General features: G+C 60.9%; 16 protein-coding genes. 7 read left to right on the plus strand and 9 right to left on the minus strand.

Going from position 1 to position 15,585, the window contains the following annotated elements:
- Window positions 1-28: 28 nt before the first annotated feature.
- The 3 genes from ACW9HX_RS04670 to ACW9HX_RS04680 form a co-directional block, all read right to left on the minus strand.
- The gene (locus ACW9HX_RS04670; protein WP_034155242.1) at window positions 29-448 is read right to left on the minus strand and encodes an organic hydroperoxide resistance protein; all 420 of its coding nucleotides are present in this window, start codon (window positions 446-448) and stop codon (window positions 29-31) included.
- A gap of 273 nt (window positions 449-721) precedes the next feature.
- Window positions 722-1,186, minus strand: coding sequence for a MarR family winged helix-turn-helix transcriptional regulator (locus ACW9HX_RS04675; RefSeq protein WP_457379673.1), 465 nt, complete (start codon window positions 1,184-1,186; stop codon window positions 722-724).
- 83 nt (window positions 1,187-1,269) lie between these two features.
- Window positions 1,270-2,226, minus strand: coding sequence for a LysR family transcriptional regulator (locus ACW9HX_RS04680; RefSeq protein ID WP_096821073.1), 957 nt, complete (start codon window positions 2,224-2,226; stop codon window positions 1,270-1,272).
- 112 nt (window positions 2,227-2,338) lie between these two features.
- On the opposite strand from ACW9HX_RS04680, the gene ACW9HX_RS04685 reads away from it, so the two are divergent.
- Window positions 2,339-3,088 (plus strand): sulfite exporter TauE/SafE family protein, encoded by a 750-nt coding sequence (locus ACW9HX_RS04685; RefSeq protein ID WP_085744971.1) that lies wholly within the window; start codon window positions 2,339-2,341, stop codon window positions 3,086-3,088.
- Here ACW9HX_RS04685 and ACW9HX_RS04690 read toward each other — a convergent pair.
- Entirely contained in the window at window positions 3,078-3,932 is an 855-nt protein-coding gene (locus ACW9HX_RS04690; RefSeq protein ID WP_457379707.1) for a LysR substrate-binding domain-containing protein, read from the minus strand. The genes ACW9HX_RS04685 and ACW9HX_RS04690 overlap by 11 nt on opposite strands.
- 97 nt (window positions 3,933-4,029) lie before the next feature.
- On the opposite strand from ACW9HX_RS04690, the gene ACW9HX_RS04695 reads away from it, so the two are divergent.
- Both ACW9HX_RS04695 and ACW9HX_RS04700 read left to right on the plus strand, forming a co-directional pair.
- On the plus strand, window positions 4,030-4,245 hold the full coding sequence (locus tag ACW9HX_RS04695; protein WP_007955702.1) for a DUF1127 domain-containing protein: 216 nt from the start codon (window positions 4,030-4,032) through the stop codon (window positions 4,243-4,245).
- A gap of 64 nt (window positions 4,246-4,309) precedes the next feature.
- Window positions 4,310-5,536: a winged helix-turn-helix domain-containing protein gene (locus ACW9HX_RS04700; protein ID WP_457379674.1), complete on the plus strand. Its 1,227-nt coding sequence runs from the start codon at window positions 4,310-4,312 to the stop codon at window positions 5,534-5,536.
- A 131-nt stretch (window positions 5,537-5,667) separates the two neighbouring features.
- Here the strand turns inward: ACW9HX_RS04700 and ACW9HX_RS04705 are convergent, their stop codons facing one another.
- The gene (locus ACW9HX_RS04705; protein ID WP_457379675.1) at window positions 5,668-7,014 is read right to left on the minus strand and encodes a class II 3-deoxy-7-phosphoheptulonate synthase; all 1,347 of its coding nucleotides are present in this window, start codon (window positions 7,012-7,014) and stop codon (window positions 5,668-5,670) included.
- A gap of 150 nt (window positions 7,015-7,164) precedes the next feature.
- Here ACW9HX_RS04705 and ACW9HX_RS04710 point away from each other — a divergent pair, with 150 nt between their 5' ends.
- Window positions 7,165-7,920 carry a spermidine synthase gene (locus ACW9HX_RS04710; RefSeq protein WP_457379676.1) on the plus strand — a complete coding sequence of 252 codons (756 nt, stop codon included), beginning with the start codon at window positions 7,165-7,167 and terminating at the stop codon, window positions 7,918-7,920.
- Between the two features lie 12 nt (window positions 7,921-7,932).
- Here the strand turns inward: ACW9HX_RS04710 and ACW9HX_RS04715 are convergent, their stop codons facing one another.
- Window positions 7,933-8,724 carry a crotonase/enoyl-CoA hydratase family protein gene (locus ACW9HX_RS04715; protein WP_457379677.1) on the minus strand — a complete coding sequence of 264 codons (792 nt, stop codon included), beginning with the start codon at window positions 8,722-8,724 and terminating at the stop codon, window positions 7,933-7,935.
- A gap of 421 nt (window positions 8,725-9,145) precedes the next feature.
- Here ACW9HX_RS04715 and ACW9HX_RS04720 point away from each other — a divergent pair, with 421 nt between their 5' ends.
- Window positions 9,146-10,819 (plus strand): DEAD/DEAH box helicase, encoded by a 1,674-nt coding sequence (locus tag ACW9HX_RS04720; protein ID WP_007955707.1) that lies wholly within the window; start codon window positions 9,146-9,148, stop codon window positions 10,817-10,819.
- Between the two features lie 90 nt (window positions 10,820-10,909).
- Here ACW9HX_RS04720 and ACW9HX_RS04725 read toward each other — a convergent pair whose 3' ends face one another.
- Window positions 10,910-11,677 (minus strand): DODA-type extradiol aromatic ring-opening family dioxygenase, encoded by a 768-nt coding sequence (locus ACW9HX_RS04725; RefSeq protein WP_457379678.1) that lies wholly within the window; start codon window positions 11,675-11,677, stop codon window positions 10,910-10,912.
- A gap of 102 nt (window positions 11,678-11,779) precedes the next feature.
- Between ACW9HX_RS04725 and ACW9HX_RS04730 the strand changes: the two genes are divergently transcribed.
- The gene (locus ACW9HX_RS04730; protein WP_457379679.1) at window positions 11,780-12,436 is read left to right on the plus strand and encodes a thiopurine S-methyltransferase; all 657 of its coding nucleotides are present in this window, start codon (window positions 11,780-11,782) and stop codon (window positions 12,434-12,436) included.
- 55 nt (window positions 12,437-12,491) lie between these two features.
- Here ACW9HX_RS04730 and htpX read toward each other — a convergent pair whose 3' ends face one another.
- A complete protein-coding gene (htpX, locus tag ACW9HX_RS04735; protein WP_408986785.1) occupies window positions 12,492-13,379 on the minus strand; it encodes a protease HtpX in 888 nt (295 codons plus the stop codon).
- A 305-nt stretch (window positions 13,380-13,684) separates the two neighbouring features.
- Entirely contained in the window at window positions 13,685-14,896 is a 1,212-nt protein-coding gene (locus ACW9HX_RS04740) for a pyridoxal phosphate-dependent aminotransferase (protein WP_169431313.1), read from the minus strand.
- A gap of 225 nt (window positions 14,897-15,121) precedes the next feature.
- Between ACW9HX_RS04740 and msrB the strand changes: the two genes are divergently transcribed.
- On the plus strand, window positions 15,122-15,517 hold the full coding sequence (gene msrB / locus ACW9HX_RS04745; protein ID WP_457379680.1) for a peptide-methionine (R)-S-oxide reductase MsrB: 396 nt from the start codon (window positions 15,122-15,124) through the stop codon (window positions 15,515-15,517).
- Window positions 15,518-15,585: the final 68 nt, after the last annotated feature.

Below are 15,585 nucleotides of genomic sequence, written 5' to 3' on the forward strand. Positions count from 1 at the left end.
TTTCCTGTACGGGCCTGAGTGTCAGTGATTACACGGTGACGTGCAGACGCACATCGACGTTGCCGCGAGTGGCGTTGGAGTACGGGCAGACCTGGTGGGCAGCGTCGACCAGGCTTTGTGCGTCCGCCTGTTCGAGGCCTGGCAGGCTGATGTGCAGGTCGATGTCCAGACCGAAACCACCAGGGATCTGACCGATGCCGACGTGAGCGGTGATCGACGCGTCGTCCGGGATTTTGCGTTTGGTCTGGCTGGCGACGAATTTCAGGGCGCCGATGAAGCAGGCCGAGTAGCCGGCGGCGAACAGTTGCTCAGGGTTGGTGGCTGCGCCGCCGGCACCGCCGAGTTCTTTCGGGGTGGCCAGTTTGACGTCGAGGATGTTGTCGCTGGAGATCGCACGACCGTCACGGCCGCCAGTGGAGGTTGCGATTGCGGTGTAGAGAGTTTGCATGGTGTGAGCCTCATTAAATGTGATTTGTTGCGCTAATTGTTTGCGCGCTAACTAGGTGCGAAGTAAATGTACTTCGCTAATATTTAGCGCGCAAGATAATTTTTTGAAAAAAGCAGGAATTAGCACTTGGATCAGGACGAGCCGTAAACCCAAGCTTTTGATATAGAACGTTTTTTAAGGAAAAAAACGAGAGGAAATTTTTTTGCGGGGATAAGCTGGGAACGGGCGATACGCCTGCAGGCGCAAGGCTGCGCCCACAGGAAAGGGGGAGTCTTAAGCGAGGCTGTCCTGCAAATGACCACGCAAGGCCTGCAACTCGGCTTGCAGATTTTGCAGGCGCTCCAGCGTGAAGCCACTGGCCCCGAGGATGCATTGCGGTACGGTTCGGGCCTGGTCTTTCAAGGCGCGTCCCTGTGCAGTCAATTCAACGATCACTACCCGCTCATCCTCACGGCTGCGGGTCCGGCTGAGTAGTCCTTCACCTTCCAGGCGTTTGAGCAGCGGGGTCAGCGAACCCGGATCAGTCAGCAAACGCGTGCTGATTTCTCCGACGGTCAAACCATCCTTCTCCCACAGCACCATCATCGCCAGATACTGCGGATAGGTCAGGCCAAGCGCCTGCAACAGCGGCTTGTAGACCTTGGTCATCATCAGCGAAGTGGAATGCAGGGCGAAGCAGGCCTGATTGTCGAGCAGCAGGTCTTCGCAGTGGTCGGTGGTGTTGCGGTCGGTGGTCATGTCAGTGCCTTGAACGGTGATGCAGATGAATCTAGCGCTCGAATCTTTAATGCGCCAGACAATTGTGCCCGGTGGCGAATCGGTCAGTGCCGGCCAAGCTCCCGTTGCAGTGCCAGATCCCACGGCGGCACGGGGCTGAAACGGGTCTTGAGGTATTCCAGCAGCAGTCGGCTGCGGGAGCTGGCCTGCTGTTCCAGTCGCAGCGCGTAGATGCCGGTGCTCTCCGGTTTCGGCAAGCCGTTTTCACAGAACAGGGGCAGCAACTCGCCACGCAACAGGTATTCACTGGCCAGCCAGGTCGGCAGGTGAGCAATACCCAACCCTGCAAGCGCACCGCACACCAGGGCTTCGGCATTGTTGGCACTCATGCGTACCCGTGCCGGGCGGTGCAATTGCATCTGCCCGTCCTGTTCGAAGCGCCAGGCGAAGGGCGGTGCAAGACCGTCCCAATCGAGGCCGTCATGTTCACCCAGTTGTGCCGGTTCGCTCGGCACACCCCGACGCTTGAGATAGTCGGGGCTGGCGCAAGCGATGCGCACCATGCTCGCCAACGGTGTGGCGACCAGTCGGGTGTCGGCCATTTGCCCGGCGCGCAGCACCAGATCGACCTTGCCCAGATTTGAGCCGTCCATGTCGACGAAGCTGTCGATCAGATGCAGCTGTACATCCAGCCCCGGATACAGAACCAGAAAGTCGGCAATTACTGGCGCCAGATGCCGACGTCCGAACGCTGCCGGCGCATCCACCCTGATCAAGCCCTCCGGGGCGCTGCTCAGAGATACCGCTTCAGCGCGGGCCAGCTGCAGCTCGGCAACGATCCGCCGCGCCCGTTCGGCAAACGCCAGACCCGCCGGTGTGGCGCGCACCGCATGAGTGCTGCGGATGAACAACTGGCTACCGACAGCGCTTTCCAGACTGTCGATGCGCCGGGCGACGGCCGAGGGCGTGAGCGGGTGTCGGCGCGAGGCGGCGGAAAAACTGCCGCTCTCCAGCACATCGAGAAACAGCCCGAGTTGTTCGGTCAATTGATTGGGATTCATGAGTCGGCTCAGTGCCTATGCGGATTTGGCACAGCCATTGTGCGTTGCTGTGCGTTTCCGTGCCAGCGCCGACTGCGTAGGATGGATCCCCTGACGTATGAGGAATCCGGCCGTGATCGAGTTTTTGCTGTACCTGTTGTTTGGCGCCGCCCTCGGCACTCTGGGTGGGATATTCGGAATCGGCGGTGGCTTGATCGCCATTCCGCTGCTGGGCGTCTGGTTCGGGCTCGATCAGCAGATCGCCCAAGGCACGGCGCTGGTGATGGTGGTGCCGAACGTGATGCTGGCGCTGTGGCGTTATCACCAGCGCAACCGCATTGAACTCCGGCATGCGTTGCCGCTGGCAGTGATGGGATTTTGCTTTGCCTGGATCGGCTCGATCTGGGCCGTGGGTATCGACGCGCAGACCATGCGCATCGGTTTTGTCGCGTTCCTCGTGGCGCTGTCGGCCTACAACCTGGTGCGCATGTTCGGCGCGCGTCCGGCAGCGACTTCCGAGATGCGCTATTCATGGCCGTGGCTGGGCGTGCTCGGCGCTGCGTCGGGCACCATGGGCGGCTTGTTCGGTGTCGGCGGGGCCGTGGTTGCCACGCCGGTGCTGACCAGTTTGTTCGGCACCACTCAGGTAGTCGCTCAGGGCCTGTCGCTGGCACTGGCATTGCCGAGCACCGGTGTCACGCTGGTGACGTACGCGGTGCACCACGAGGTGGACTGGATGATCGGCCTGCCGCTGGCCATCGGCGGTCTGGCCAGCATCAGTTGGGGCGTGAAGGTGGCCCATGCGATGCCGGAAAAGCTCCTGCGTGGGCTGTTCTGCGGGTTTCTGGTGCTGTGCGCGGTGATGCTCGCCTTTAAAGTTTGAAGCCTTCGACGATGTGCTCGGCCAGGCATTCGGTGATCGGCGACGGATTGTTCAGGTTGCGGATCAGCATGATGCTGGCCTCTGGCAATAGCGGCAGATCCTCGGCATCTCCAAGAATCCGCATGTCGGGGGTGATCAGGCTTTCCAGTTGCGCGGTGATCGCCAGGCCCGCGCTCACCACCGCCATCAGCGCCGACAGGCTGGTGCTGTTGTAGGCAATCCGGTATTCGCGGCCCATCGCATCCAACGCATTGCAGGCCCACAGGCGACAGAAGCAGTCACTGTTGAACATTGCCAGCGGCAACGGCGTCTGCTCGTGGGCGCTGAAATTCTGCGCCTCGGCCCAGACGAAACGCTCCTTGCGCAGTAACTGGCCAATCTCGTTGCCTGGCTCACGGGTAACGATCGACAGATCCAGGTCCGTGCGCTGCAGCAACTGTTTGGTCGACTCGCAATGCACTTCGATCTGGATCAGCGGATAGAACTGGGCAAAGCGCGACAGGATCCCCGGCAGAAACCGCATCACGTAATCGTCCGGCGTGCCGATCCGCACCGTGCCGACCATGTGCGGCTCGCGCAGGGTATTGAACACTTCGCTGTGCAGTTTGAGGATGCGCCGTGCGTAGCCCAGCAACACCTGGCCTTCGGCGGTGAGGCGCACCTGACGCCCGTCGCGCTCGAACAACTGGCGCTGCAACACGTCCTCTTCCAGACGCTTCATCTGCATGCTCACCGCCGATTGGGTGCGGTTGACCATTTCGCCGGCGCGGGTGAAACCGCCCTGATCGGCGATCGCGACAAAGGTGCGCAGAACATCGGTATCGATACTGGGGTACGCCGACAATTGATGAATCTCCGTGATGCTTGCCATCAGAAACATTCGTTGGATTGATCGTAGCTCTGGCGGGAGACTTGAGCCATCCCTAAAGGAGGGCAACACGATGAAAGGTCAAAAACTGTATGTGAGCGATGAAAGAGTACCGGTCCATCTGATTTCCGATCTGCTGCACAAGTTTAGCCGCTGGTACGAACTTCACCGCGAACGCGAACTGCTCGCCAGTCTGAGCGACGAAGCGTTGAAGGACATCGGGGTCAGCCGTGCCGATGTCGAACATGAGTCGGTGCGGCCATTCTGGGACGACCCGATGCATAAATGATGAGGAGATCGCTACACAAACCACTTTGCAGTGAGGTAGGTTGCGAGCAGACATGGAGGTACACATGCCCGCGACATTGTCCTTTTCCCTTAAACAGGCACGACGTCTGGCACTGGCTGCCCAAGGGTTTCACGGGCGCCAGCCGCCGGCTGTCAAAGCCCTGCACGTCAACCGGCTGATCGAACGCCTCGGCCTGTTGCAGATCGACTCCGTCAACGCTGTGGTGCGCTCGCACTACCTGCCGCTGTTTTCTCGTCTCGGTTCCTATTCTTCTGATTTGCTCGACCAGGCTGCCTGGAGTTCGGGGCGACGTCGTTCGCTGTTCGAATACTGGGGCCATGAAGCGTCGTTGCTGCCGCTGTCGATGTACCCGCTGATGGGCTGGCGGATGCAGCGGGCCAGGCGGGGCGAAGATATCTATCAACAACTGGCGCGCTTCGGACGCGAGCAACAGGACACCATTCGCCGGGTACTCGCGTCCGTCGAAGAGCAGGGTGCTTTGGGGGCCGGCAGTCTGTCGACCCGTCAGGAAAGGGCCGGGCCGTGGTGGGACTGGAGCGCGGAAAAGCATGCGCTGGAATGGCTGTTCGCCGCTGGCGAAGTCACCGTGGCCGGGCGCCGCGGCTTCGAGCGGTTGTATGACTTGCCGGAGCGGGTGATTCCGGTTTCTGTGTTGCAACAGCCGTTGCCCGATGAGGCCGAGGCGCAGCGCGGCTTGCTGTTGCACGCAGCCGAGGCGTTGGGCGTAGGCACGGAAAAAGACCTGCGCGATTACTTCCGCCTGAACCCTTCCGATGCTCGCCCGCGTCTGGCTGAACTGGTCGAATCCGGGCAGCTTCTGACTTGCGAAGTCGCCGGTTGGCGTCAGATTGCCTACTGCCTGCCCGAACCGAAAGTCCCGCGCAAAGTCGAGGCCAGTGCACTGCTGTCACCATTTGATTCATTGATCTGGGAACGCAGTCGCACCGAACGGCTATTCGACTTCCGCTATCGGCTGGAGATTTACACGCCGCAGGACAAACGCGTCTACGGCTATTACGTGCTGCCGTTCCTGCACAACGAACGGATTGCCGCGCGGGTCGATCTGCGCGCCGAACGGTCGGCGGGGCGCCTGGCAGTACATGCGGTGCATGAGGAAGAGTCGGGGCTGGACGAGGCGGGGATGCTGGCCTTGGCGCTGAACTTGCGACAGATGGCAGATTGGCTGGGGCTTGGGCAGGTGCAGCTCAATTGTCAGCGTGAAAGTGCGGGGCGATTGCGAGTGGCGTTGGCTCGGTTCGGCGGTGACTGAACTGGCGCCATCGCTGGCAAGCCAGGCTCCCACAAGTAATGCGTCGTATACATAAATTGCGTACGACACAAATCCTGTGGGAGCGGGCTTGCCCGCGAAGAGGCCAGTTCAGACGCTAAAGATATCGAACCTTAGCGCCGAACCTGCTTCAGCGTTTCAGCGATCAGGAACGCCAGTTCCAGCGACTGATCGGCATTCATCCGTGGGTCGCAGTGGGTGTGATAGCGATCCGACAAACCATCTTCAGTGATTGGCCGCGCGCCACCGATGCACTCGGTGACGTTCTGCCCGGTCATCTCGATGTGGATGCCACCGGCGTAGCTGCCTTCCGCTTCGTGAACCTGGAAGAACTGCTTCACCTCGCCAAGGATCTGCGCGAAATCGCGGGTCTTGTAGCCGCTGCTGGCCTTGATGGTGTTGCCGTGCATCGGGTCGGAACTCCACAGCACCTGCTTGCCTTCGCGCTGCACCGCGCGGATCAGCGCCGGCAGGTGATCGCCAACCTTGTTCGCACCCATCCGCGCAATCAGGTTCAGACGGCCTGGATCGTTGTCCGGATTGAGCACGTCGATCAGGCGGATCAGGTCGTCGGGGTTCATGCTCGGGCCGACTTTCACGCCGATCGGGTTGTTCACCCCGCGCAGGAATTCGACGTGGGCGCCGTCGAGCTGACGGGTGCGGTCGCCGATCCACAGCATGTGCGCCGAGCAATCGTAATAATCGTTGGTCAGGCTGTCGCGGCGCACGAAGGCTTCTTCATAGTTCAGCAGCAGCGCTTCGTGAGCCGTAAAGAAACTGGTCTCGCGCAGTTGCGGCGAGCTGTCCATGCCGCAGGCGCGCATGAAGGCCAGGGTTTCATCAATGCGATCGGCGAGGTGGCTGTACTTTTCGGCCAGCGCCGAGTTGGCGATGAAATCGAGGTTCCACTTGTGCACCTGATGCAGGTCGGCAAAACCGCCCTGGGCAAAGGCGCGCAGCAGATTGAGGGTCGCGGTGGACTGGTGATAGGACTGCAGCAGACGCTCCGGATCTGGCACGCGGCTGGCCGGGTCGAAACCGATGCCGTTGACGATGTCGCCACGGTAGGCCGGCAGGGTCACGCCATCGATGGTCTCGTCGTTGGCCGAGCGCGGCTTGGCGAACTGGCCGGCCATGCGCCCGACTTTTACTACCGGGCAACCGGCGGCGAAGGTCATGACGATCGCCATTTGCAGCAGCACTTTAAAGGTGTCGCGAATCTTCGCGGCGGAGAACTCGGCGAAGCTTTCCGCGCAATCGCCGCCCTGCAGCAGGAACGCCCGGCCCTGGGTGACTTCGGCAAACTGACGGCGCAGCTCCCGCGCTTCGCCGGCAAACACTAGCGGCGGATAGCTGGCCAGCGTCTGCTCGACCTGGCGCAGATGCGCGGCGTCGGGGTATTGGGGTTGTTGCTGGATCGGCAAGGCGCGCCAGCTGTCAGGGCTCCAGGGTTGGCTCATCACGGTCTCTAAGGTTCTACGCACGGACGGCCATGTTAGCAGCAATTAGTGCGTGACCTGCTCCCGCCGCTTCGCCGACAATCGCCGCTTTGCCACGGCACCATAGCGGTGCCATCGCGTCACCGCGCCCGGTGACCACCAGGAGACGAAATGACTGAGGAGCGCGTCGAGCTGTTGCTCGCCGAGGTACAGGATGAGTTCGGCGTGATTCGCGTGCTGGAAGTGGCCGACTACCGCTTTCTGGAGTTCGGCGATGCCATCGAGCAAAGCTGTGTGTTTACCGCCGACCCGAGCTGGCTGGAGTACGACTACACCCGGGCGATGCTGATTGGCGCGTTGTGCCATGAGCAACCGGAGAGTGCTTTGTTTCTCGGCCTGGGCGCCGGCACGCTGACCCAGGCCTGCCTCAAGTTCCTGCCGCTGGAAGATGTCGAAGCCATCGAGTTGCGCCCCGATGTGCCGCGCCTGGCCATTGAGTATCTCGGGCTGGACGACGATCCGCGTCTGTACATCCGCGTTGGCGATGCAATCGAACTGCTGCCGACGGCCGAACCGGCGGATCTGATTTTTGTCGACCTCTACACCGATGTCGGCCCGGGTGCCGCGCACCTCGCGTGGAATTTCCTCGGTGACTGTCAGAAACGTCTGAATCCCGGCGGCTGGCTGGTGATCAACCAGTGGGCCACCGATGACGGCAAGCCTCTGGGAGCGGCGCTGTTGCGTGGGCTCTATCACCGGCATTACTGGGAACTGCCGGTGAAGGAGGGCAACGTGATTCTGATCGTGCCGGCGGATCTCGATCAGGTGCTGGACATGCAGGCGCTGACCGCCCGCGCTGAAGCGCTGGCGCCGAAACTGGGTTATTCGCTGGCGTCGTTGATCAAGGCAATTCGCCCGGCGTCATGACCGCCACCCATTTCAAATCCCTTTGAAGACGCCGGGTCGCCGCTCCACCAGCGAGCGCACACCTTCCTTGGCATCCTCGGTTGCCAGCAACTTCTTCACCAGCGGCGGCAAACTCTGCGCCGCTGCCGTCTCGCCTTCATAGCGCGCCTGACGCGCCGACATCAGCGTTGCCTGCACGCCTAGTGGAGCCTGTCGGGCGATCCGCTCGGCCAGTTCTATGGCACGCGGCAGCAAGTCTTCGCTGGCCATAACCTCCTGCACCAGGCCCAGACGCAGCGCATCATGGGCGTCGAACTCGTCACCGGTCAGCAGCCAGCGCATGGCATTGCCCCAACCGGCGACCTGATGAAAACGCAGCGTTGCGCCACCGAACGGGAAAATTCCGCGCTGTACTTCCATTTGCGCGAACCGGGTGTTGCTGGCGCACAGGTTGATGTCGGCGGCGAGCATCAGCTCGATACCGATGGTCAGGCAATAACCCTGCGCGGCGACGATCACCGGTTTACTGACCCTCGGTCCGACGAAGACGCCCCAAGGATCGCAGCCGCCGGGCGGCACCTGCCAGCCTTGGGCGAGGGCGGAACTGGCGTTGACCAGATCGAGCCCGGCGGTGAAATGCTCACCGTGCCCGAATACCACTGCCACCCTTGCATCGCTGTCGGCCTCGAATTCTCCGTAGGCCAGGGCCAGGTCGTTGAGCAGGTCGAGGTCAAAGGCATTGCGCTTGGCTGCTCGGTCCAGGCCGATCAATTGGACGTGACCGTGGCGCGCACGGCTGACGCGGCCGGGGCAGGGCTGATTCATGGGTGTTTCCTCGGGCGGGAAGAAAGGGTGCAGCGACCACATGCCGCACATCGGTGAATCGTTTAAGCGCCATCGCCCGCAGGGCCGGGCCTTTGAAAAATAGACCTTCGCACGATTATCCGCAAAACCCCGTTACACAGCGGTGACAACTGTTTTACGTCGATAAAAAAAGCTCCCTTTTTGGGCAAATTCCGGTATAGTGCGCGCCGGCCTTTAACCGGGCCGCGTTTAGGTAGCGCAATTCCCCGAAGTCAGCTTCGGCTGCATGTCCGCACTGCGGGCTCTTCCTTGACGATTCTTTTTCATTCATTCGTTTTCGCAAATCCCCGCCGACAAAGCTGCCAGGGCGACTCTTGAGTCTCAACACGGCATGTGCAGCTTTGGAGCATGGGTCTTTGCGGATGCACTTAGAGGCAGACCCATGACCCAGGAAATCGGCGGCTTCGCCGCTCTTGAACTTCATCCCAATATTGTCGCTGCAGTAGTCGCTACCGGCTATGAAGAGCCTTCGGCCATTCAGCAGCAGTCGATCCCGATCATCCTCGCCGGTCACGATATGATTGGTCAGGCGCAAACCGGTACCGGTAAAACCGCTGCCTTTGCCCTGCCTATCCTGCACCGCATTGATCCGTCCAAGCGCGAGCCGCAAGCTCTGATCCTGGCCCCAACTCGTGAGTTGGCGCTACAAGTTGCAACCGCTTTCGAAACCTACGCCAAGCAAATGCCGGGCGTAACTGTTGTGGCTGTCTACGGCGGCGCGCCGATGGGCCCACAATTGAAAGCAATCCGTAATGGCGCACAGATCGTTGTCGCCACTCCGGGCCGTCTGTGCGACCACCTGCGTCGCGACGAAAAAGTGCTGCAGACCGTGAACCACCTGGTTCTCGACGAAGCAGACGAAATGCTCAAACTGGGCTTCATGGACGACCTCGAAGTCATCTTCAAGGCCATGCCGGAAACCCGTCAGACCGTATTGTTCTCGGCTACCCTGCCGCAATCGATCCGTGCCATCGCCGAGCGTCACCTGCGCGATCCAAAGCACGTGAAGATCCAGAGCAAGACTCAGACCGTTACCGCGATCGAACAGGCTCACCTGTTGGTTCACGCTGACCAGAAGACTTCTGCTGTTCTCAGCTTGCTGGAAGTGGAAGATTTCGACGCTCTGATCATGTTCGTGCGCACCAAGCAAGCGACCCTGGATCTGGCCAGCGCCCTCGACGCCAAAGGCTACAAAGCCGCAGCGTTGAACGGCGATATCGCCCAGAACCAGCGTGAGCGCGTGATCGACTCGCTGAAAGATGGCCGTCTGGACATCGTTGTGGCGACCGACGTTGCCGCCCGTGGTCTGGACGTACCGCGCATCACCCACGTATTCAACGTGGACATGCCGTACGATCCGGAATCCTACGTGCACCGTATCGGCCGTACCGGCCGTGCCGGTCGCGAAGGCCGCGCGCTGCTGCTGGTGACTCCACGTGAGCGCCGCATGCTGCAGGTAATCGAGCGTGTAACCGGTCAGAAAGTTGCCGAAGTGCGTCTGCCGGACGCCCAGGCCGTTCTCGATGCCCGCATCAAGAAACTGACCAACAGCCTGTCGCCGCTGGTGGCTGACGCCGAATCGACTCACGGTGATCTGCTGGATCGCCTGACCGCCGACATCGGTTGCACCCCGCGTGCCCTCGCTGCCGCTCTGCTGCGCAAGGCCACCAATGGTCAGGCGCTGAACCTGGCAGCGATCGAGAAGGAACGTCCACTGGTGCCGAACAGCGCTCCACGTGGCGACCGTCCTGAGCGTTCCGGTGATCGTCCGGACCGTGGTGATCGCGAGCGTCGTGCTCCGATGCCGCTGGGCGAAGGCCGTGCCCGTTGCCGTACCGCGCTGGGCGCGCGTGACGGTATCGCGGCGAAAAACCTGCTGGGCGCCATCCTCAACGAAGGTGGTCTGGCACGTGAAGCCATCGGTCGCATCCAGGTGCGTGACAGCTTCAGCCTCGTCGAGCTGCCGGAAGATGGTCTGGACAAACTCCTGACCAAACTGAAGGACACTCGCGTTGCCGGTAAGCAGTTGAAGCTGCGTCGCTACCGCGAAGATTGATCCGCCCTTGGGCTGATTGATCGAACATAAAAAATCCCCGACTGGTTCGGGGATTTTTTTTGCCTGCGATTTGAGGCGGGAACGAGCGCGTCAGCCGAAACGGTAGATGTCCATGCCCAGCGCGCCCATGGTGAACCCTTGGTGCGCAATGCTGAAGTCACCGCCGGCGCCGCGGGCGAAGTACAGCGGCAACAGGTGTTCATCACTTGGATGGCTGCGCACGGCGTTCGGCGCTTGTTGGCGGTAATCGTGCAGGGCGGCTTCATCGTCGTCGGCGAGCTTGTCGATTATCCAGTCACGAAAGTCTCGGGCCCATGGCTCGACGCTTTCCGGGCCGGCGTGCCAGTCCAGTTCACGCAGGTTGTGGGTGATGCTGCCGGAACCGATCAACAGAATGCCCTGATCGCGCAGACCGGCCAGCGCCTGGCCGACGCGGGTCTGCAGCTGCGGGCCGCCACGGCTGGGCAGGGAAACCTGAACCACCGGGATGTCGGCTTGCGGGTACATCAACGACAGCGGAACCCACACGCCATGGTCGAACGGTCGTTGCGGGTCGAGACGCGCAGGCAGGTTGTTGGCGGTCAGCAATTCGGCGACCTCTCGGGCCAATTGCGGATTGCCCGGTGCGGGGTACTGCACTTCAAACAATGCACGGGGGAAACCGCCGAAATCATGCCAGGTTTCCGGTTGCGGATGGCTGCTGACCAGCAACTCATGGCTTTCCCAGTGAGCGGAAACGATGACGATGGCTTTCGGGCGTGGCAGTTCGGCGGCCAGACGCGCAAGGGCCGGGCCGCTGGCACCGGGTTCCAGCGCCAGCATGGGCGAGCCGTGAGAGATAAACAGGCTGGGAAACATGGAAGGGTTCCTGAGCGTTAAGATGGCTCATCTTCAGTCAGATCATTGATCTAATTCCAATATAAGTTTTAACGCTTTTTGATCGAATTCTTAGGAGGAAACATGCAGCCGGAGTTTTGGCACAAGAAGTGGGAATCGAACCAGATCGGCTTTCACCAGCCTGAGGTGAACCCTTATCTGTTGCGGCATTGGCCCGATCTGACGATTTCGGTGCAGGCGCGTGTGCTGGTGCCGTTGTGTGGGAAAAGCCTGGACCTGCTGTGGCTGGCCGGGCAGGGACATCGGGTTCTCGGCGTCGAGCTGTCGGAAAGGGCTGTCGAAGACTTCTTTCGTGAGCAGAAATTGCAGCCGCAGATCAACGAAGAGGGCGGTTTCAAGGTTTATCGGGCCGGGGCCATCGAGTTGTGGTGCGGGGATTTCTTCGCCTTGTCCGCGAACGATGTGGCCGATTGCACCGCCCTGTATGACCGTGCGGCGCTGATTGCCTTGCCGGCGCCGATGCGTGAGCGCTATGCGGCGCATTTGCTGAGTATCCTGCCAGCGGGCGTAAGCGGTTTGCTGATTACGCTGGATTACGATCAGCAGCAGATGTCCGGGCCGCCGTTTGCGGTGGAAGATGCCGAGGTACGGCGCCTGTTCGGTGGCAACTGGCAAGTGCGGGCGCTGGAAGAGCAGGACGTGTTGAGCGAGAGCGGGAAGTTCCTGCAGGCGGGAGTGACACGGCTGGAGGAGCGGGTCTACCGGCTGACCGGTCAGTAGCATGCACAAAAAAAGGCCCGCATCACTGCGGGCCTTTCTGTTTGAGCCGGGCTGATCAGCCGCGACGACGCAGGGCGTCGATACGCTCTTCCAGCGGCGGGTGGCTCATGAACATGCGGGCGAACCCTTGTTTGATGCCACCGTTGATGCCGAAGGCGTTCAGGGTGTCGGGCATGTGCACCGGCAGTCCCTGTTCAGCGCGCAGTCGTTGGAGTGCGTTGATCATCGCGCTGGTACCGGCCAGGCGGGCGCCGGCTTCGTCCGCACGAAACTCCCGTTTGCGCGAGAACCACATCACGATGGCGCTGGCCAGGATGCCCAGAACCAGTTCGGCGAAGATGGTCGCGATGTAGTACGCGATACCCTGGCCTTCCTCGTTCTTGAAGATCACCTTGTCCACAAAGTTGCCGATGATCCGCGCGAAGAACATCACGAAGGTGTTCACCACGCCTTGGACCAGTGCCAGGGTGACCATGTCACCGTTGGCCACGTGGCCGATCTCGTGGGCCAGCACGGCCCTCACTTCGTCCTCCTTGAACCGCTCGAGCAAGCCCTGGCTCACCGCGACCAGCGCGTCGTTCTTGTTCCAGCCTGTAGCGAAGGCGTTAGCCTCGTAGGCCGGGAAAATCCCGACTTCGGGCATCTTGATCCCGGCTTCGCGGGACAGTTGCTCGACGGTTTGCAGCAGCCACTGCTCGTGGCGAGTGCGCGGCTGGGTAATGATCTGGGTGCTGGTGCTCATCTTCGCCATCCACTTGGAGATGAACAGCGAGAACAGCGAACCGGCGAAACCAAAGACGGCACAGAAGACCAGCAGCTGACTAAGGTTGAGGTCAACCCCGTTGGCCGCCATGAACCCGTTGAAGCCGAACAGGCTCAGGGTGATGCTGGCTATCAGCACGACCGCCAGGTTAGTGGCCAAAAACAGCAGGATGCGCATCATGGTTGTAGAAATCTCCTCAAGCTAAAGATGTAGCGTACTGCGGGGTATATAAGGTGCGGCACCGGGCGATTCAACCGAGTGACTATTTCAAACTGTGTCCTACATCGGATTCCCCGGTGTGCGGGACGATTCCCACCCCTGAAGACGACATGGATGACAGCCGCGCGCCACCCACCGCCATTGAATCAGGCGCGTGTGATCGGTACGAATCGACAGTGTAGAAGGCGTAAAGAAGGCGGGCAGGGCAGAAGTGTTGCTGAATCAGACAGTGCGCAACGAAAGGCTCGTTGCGCACGGAGCGCCGATTACTGGCGGTAGGACTTGAGGAAGTTGCCGATGCGTCCGATAGCCATGTCCAGGTCATCGACGCGCGGCAGGGTCACGACACGGAAGTGATCCGGCCACGGCCAGTTGAAGGCTGTGCCCTGAACCACCAGCAACTTTTCGGACAGCAGCAGGTCGAGGACGAATTTCTCGTCGTTGTGGATCGGGCAGACCTTCGGGTCGATCTTCGGGAATGCATACAGGGCGCCCATCGGTTTCACGCAGCTCACGCCGGGAATGTCGTTGAGCAATTCCCATGTACGGTTGCGCTGTTCCAGCAGGCGACCTTGCGGCAAGACCAGATCGTTGATGCTCTGATAGCCACCGAGTGCGGTCTGGATCGCGTGCTGGCTCGGCACGTTGGCACACAGGCGCATGTTGGCCAGCATGTCGATGCCTTCGATGTAGCTGTGGGCGTTGTGTTTCGGCCCGGAAATGGCGATCCAGCCGGAACGGAAACCCGCCACGCGATACGACTTCGACAGACCGTTGAAGGTCAGGCACAGCAGGTCCGGCGCCAGCGAAGCGGTGCAGATGTGCACGGCATCGTCGTAAAGAATCTTGTCGTAGATCTCGTCGGAGAACACCACCAGGTTGTGCTGACGGGCCAGTTCCAGCATGCCCAGCAACACTTCCTTCGAATACACCGCACCGGTCGGGTTGTTCGGGTTGATGATGACCATGGCCTTGGTGTTCGGGGTGATCTTGGCCTTCATGTCGGCCAGATCCGGGAACCAGTCGGCGCCCTCGTCGCACAGGTAGTGCACCGCGTTACCGCCGGCCAGGCTCACGGCAGCGGTCCACAGCGGATAGTCCGGCGCCGGCACCAGCACTTCGTCGCCGTTGTTGAGCAGCGCCTGCAACGACATCACGATCAGCTCGGACACGCCGTTGCCCAGGTAGATGTCTTCGATGCCGACACCCTCGACCTGCTTCTGCTGGTAGTACTGCATCACGGCCTTGCGCGCGCTGAACAGGCCTTTGGAGTCACTGTAGCCTTGGGCGGTCGGCAGGTTGCGGATCACATCCTGGAGAATCTCGTCCGGCGCTTCGAAACCAAAGGGCGCCGGGTTGCCGATGTTCAGCTTGAGGATGCGATGGCCTTCCTCTTCCAGACGTTTGGCGTGCTTGAGCACCGGGCCGCGAATGTCGTAGCAGACGTTGGCGAGCTTGTTCGATTTGCTGAACTGCATGGCGATGTGATCCCGAAAATGAACGATCCAGGCGGCGAGTGGACAACCGTGCTGGGAATCCTGCGTCTTCACACAGGCAGGCGTCTTGAGCGGCGGTTTCCAACAATCCGTTTGAATGCGCAGGATCCCGCTGCCAGACTGGCGTGTGACGAGGCGCAATCATACGTGCCACCCGATCCGTGGAAAAGGTACAGATCGGGCTTTTTCAGCCGTTGAGGTGTGATGATGGAAAAGATTGAAAAGACCCTGGAAGAATGGCGCGCGATGCTCGACCCGGAGCAGTACAACGTGTGCCGTCTCAGTGCTACCGAGCGACCGTTCTCCGGCAAGTACAACGCCACCAGGACCGACGGTGTCTATCACTGCGTTTGCTGCAATGAGCCGCTGTTCGATTCCAGTACCAAATTCGATTCCGGTTGCGGCTGGCCGAGCTTCTACGCGCCGATTGGCGAGAGCGCCATGACCGAAATCCGCGACACCAGCCACGGCATGATCCGCACCGAAGTGAAATGCGCCCGATGCGATGCACACTTGGGCCATGTGTTCCCCGACGGCCCGCCGCCGACCGGATTGCGTTACTGCATCAACTCGGTGTGCCTGGACCTGGTGCCGCGCGAATAGCCGATGCAGGCGATCCCCGGATCGCCTTTCGGATAATTAAATTGCACACAATTCAATTGCTCGCTATT

The organism is Pseudomonas sp. SDO52101_S400 (assembly GCF_054071635.1).

Coding starts and splice junctions, on each gene's coding strand:
- ACW9HX_RS04695 (WP_007955702.1), top strand. CDS start 4,030: ATGAAAGGTCAAAAACTGTATGTGAGCGATGAAAGAGTACCGGTCCAT.
- htpX (WP_408986785.1), bottom strand. CDS start 13,379: ATGATGCGCATCCTGCTGTTTTTGGCCACTAACCTGGCGGTCGTGCTG.
- ACW9HX_RS04680 (WP_096821073.1), bottom strand. CDS start 2,226: ATGAATCCCAATCAATTGACCGAACAACTCGGGCTGTTTCTCGATGTG.
- ACW9HX_RS04715 (WP_457379677.1), bottom strand. CDS start 8,724: ATGAATCAGCCCTGCCCCGGCCGCGTCAGCCGTGCGCGCCACGGTCAC.
- ACW9HX_RS04725 (WP_457379678.1), bottom strand. CDS start 11,677: ATGTTTCCCAGCCTGTTTATCTCTCACGGCTCGCCCATGCTGGCGCTG.
- ACW9HX_RS04730 (WP_457379679.1), top strand. CDS start 11,780: ATGCAGCCGGAGTTTTGGCACAAGAAGTGGGAATCGAACCAGATCGGC.
- ACW9HX_RS04740 (WP_169431313.1), bottom strand. CDS start 14,896: ATGCAGTTCAGCAAATCGAACAAGCTCGCCAACGTCTGCTACGACATT.
- ACW9HX_RS04720 (WP_007955707.1), top strand. CDS start 9,146: ATGACCCAGGAAATCGGCGGCTTCGCCGCTCTTGAACTTCATCCCAAT.
- msrB (WP_457379680.1), top strand. CDS start 15,122: ATGGAAAAGATTGAAAAGACCCTGGAAGAATGGCGCGCGATGCTCGAC.
- ACW9HX_RS04710 (WP_457379676.1), top strand. CDS start 7,165: ATGACTGAGGAGCGCGTCGAGCTGTTGCTCGCCGAGGTACAGGATGAG.
- ACW9HX_RS04700 (WP_457379674.1), top strand. CDS start 4,310: ATGCCCGCGACATTGTCCTTTTCCCTTAAACAGGCACGACGTCTGGCA.
- ACW9HX_RS04705 (WP_457379675.1), bottom strand. CDS start 7,014: ATGAGCCAACCCTGGAGCCCTGACAGCTGGCGCGCCTTGCCGATCCAG.
- ACW9HX_RS04670 (WP_034155242.1), bottom strand. CDS start 448: ATGCAAACTCTCTACACCGCAATCGCAACCTCCACTGGCGGCCGTGAC.
- ACW9HX_RS04675 (WP_457379673.1), bottom strand. CDS start 1,186: ATGACCACCGACCGCAACACCACCGACCACTGCGAAGACCTGCTGCTC.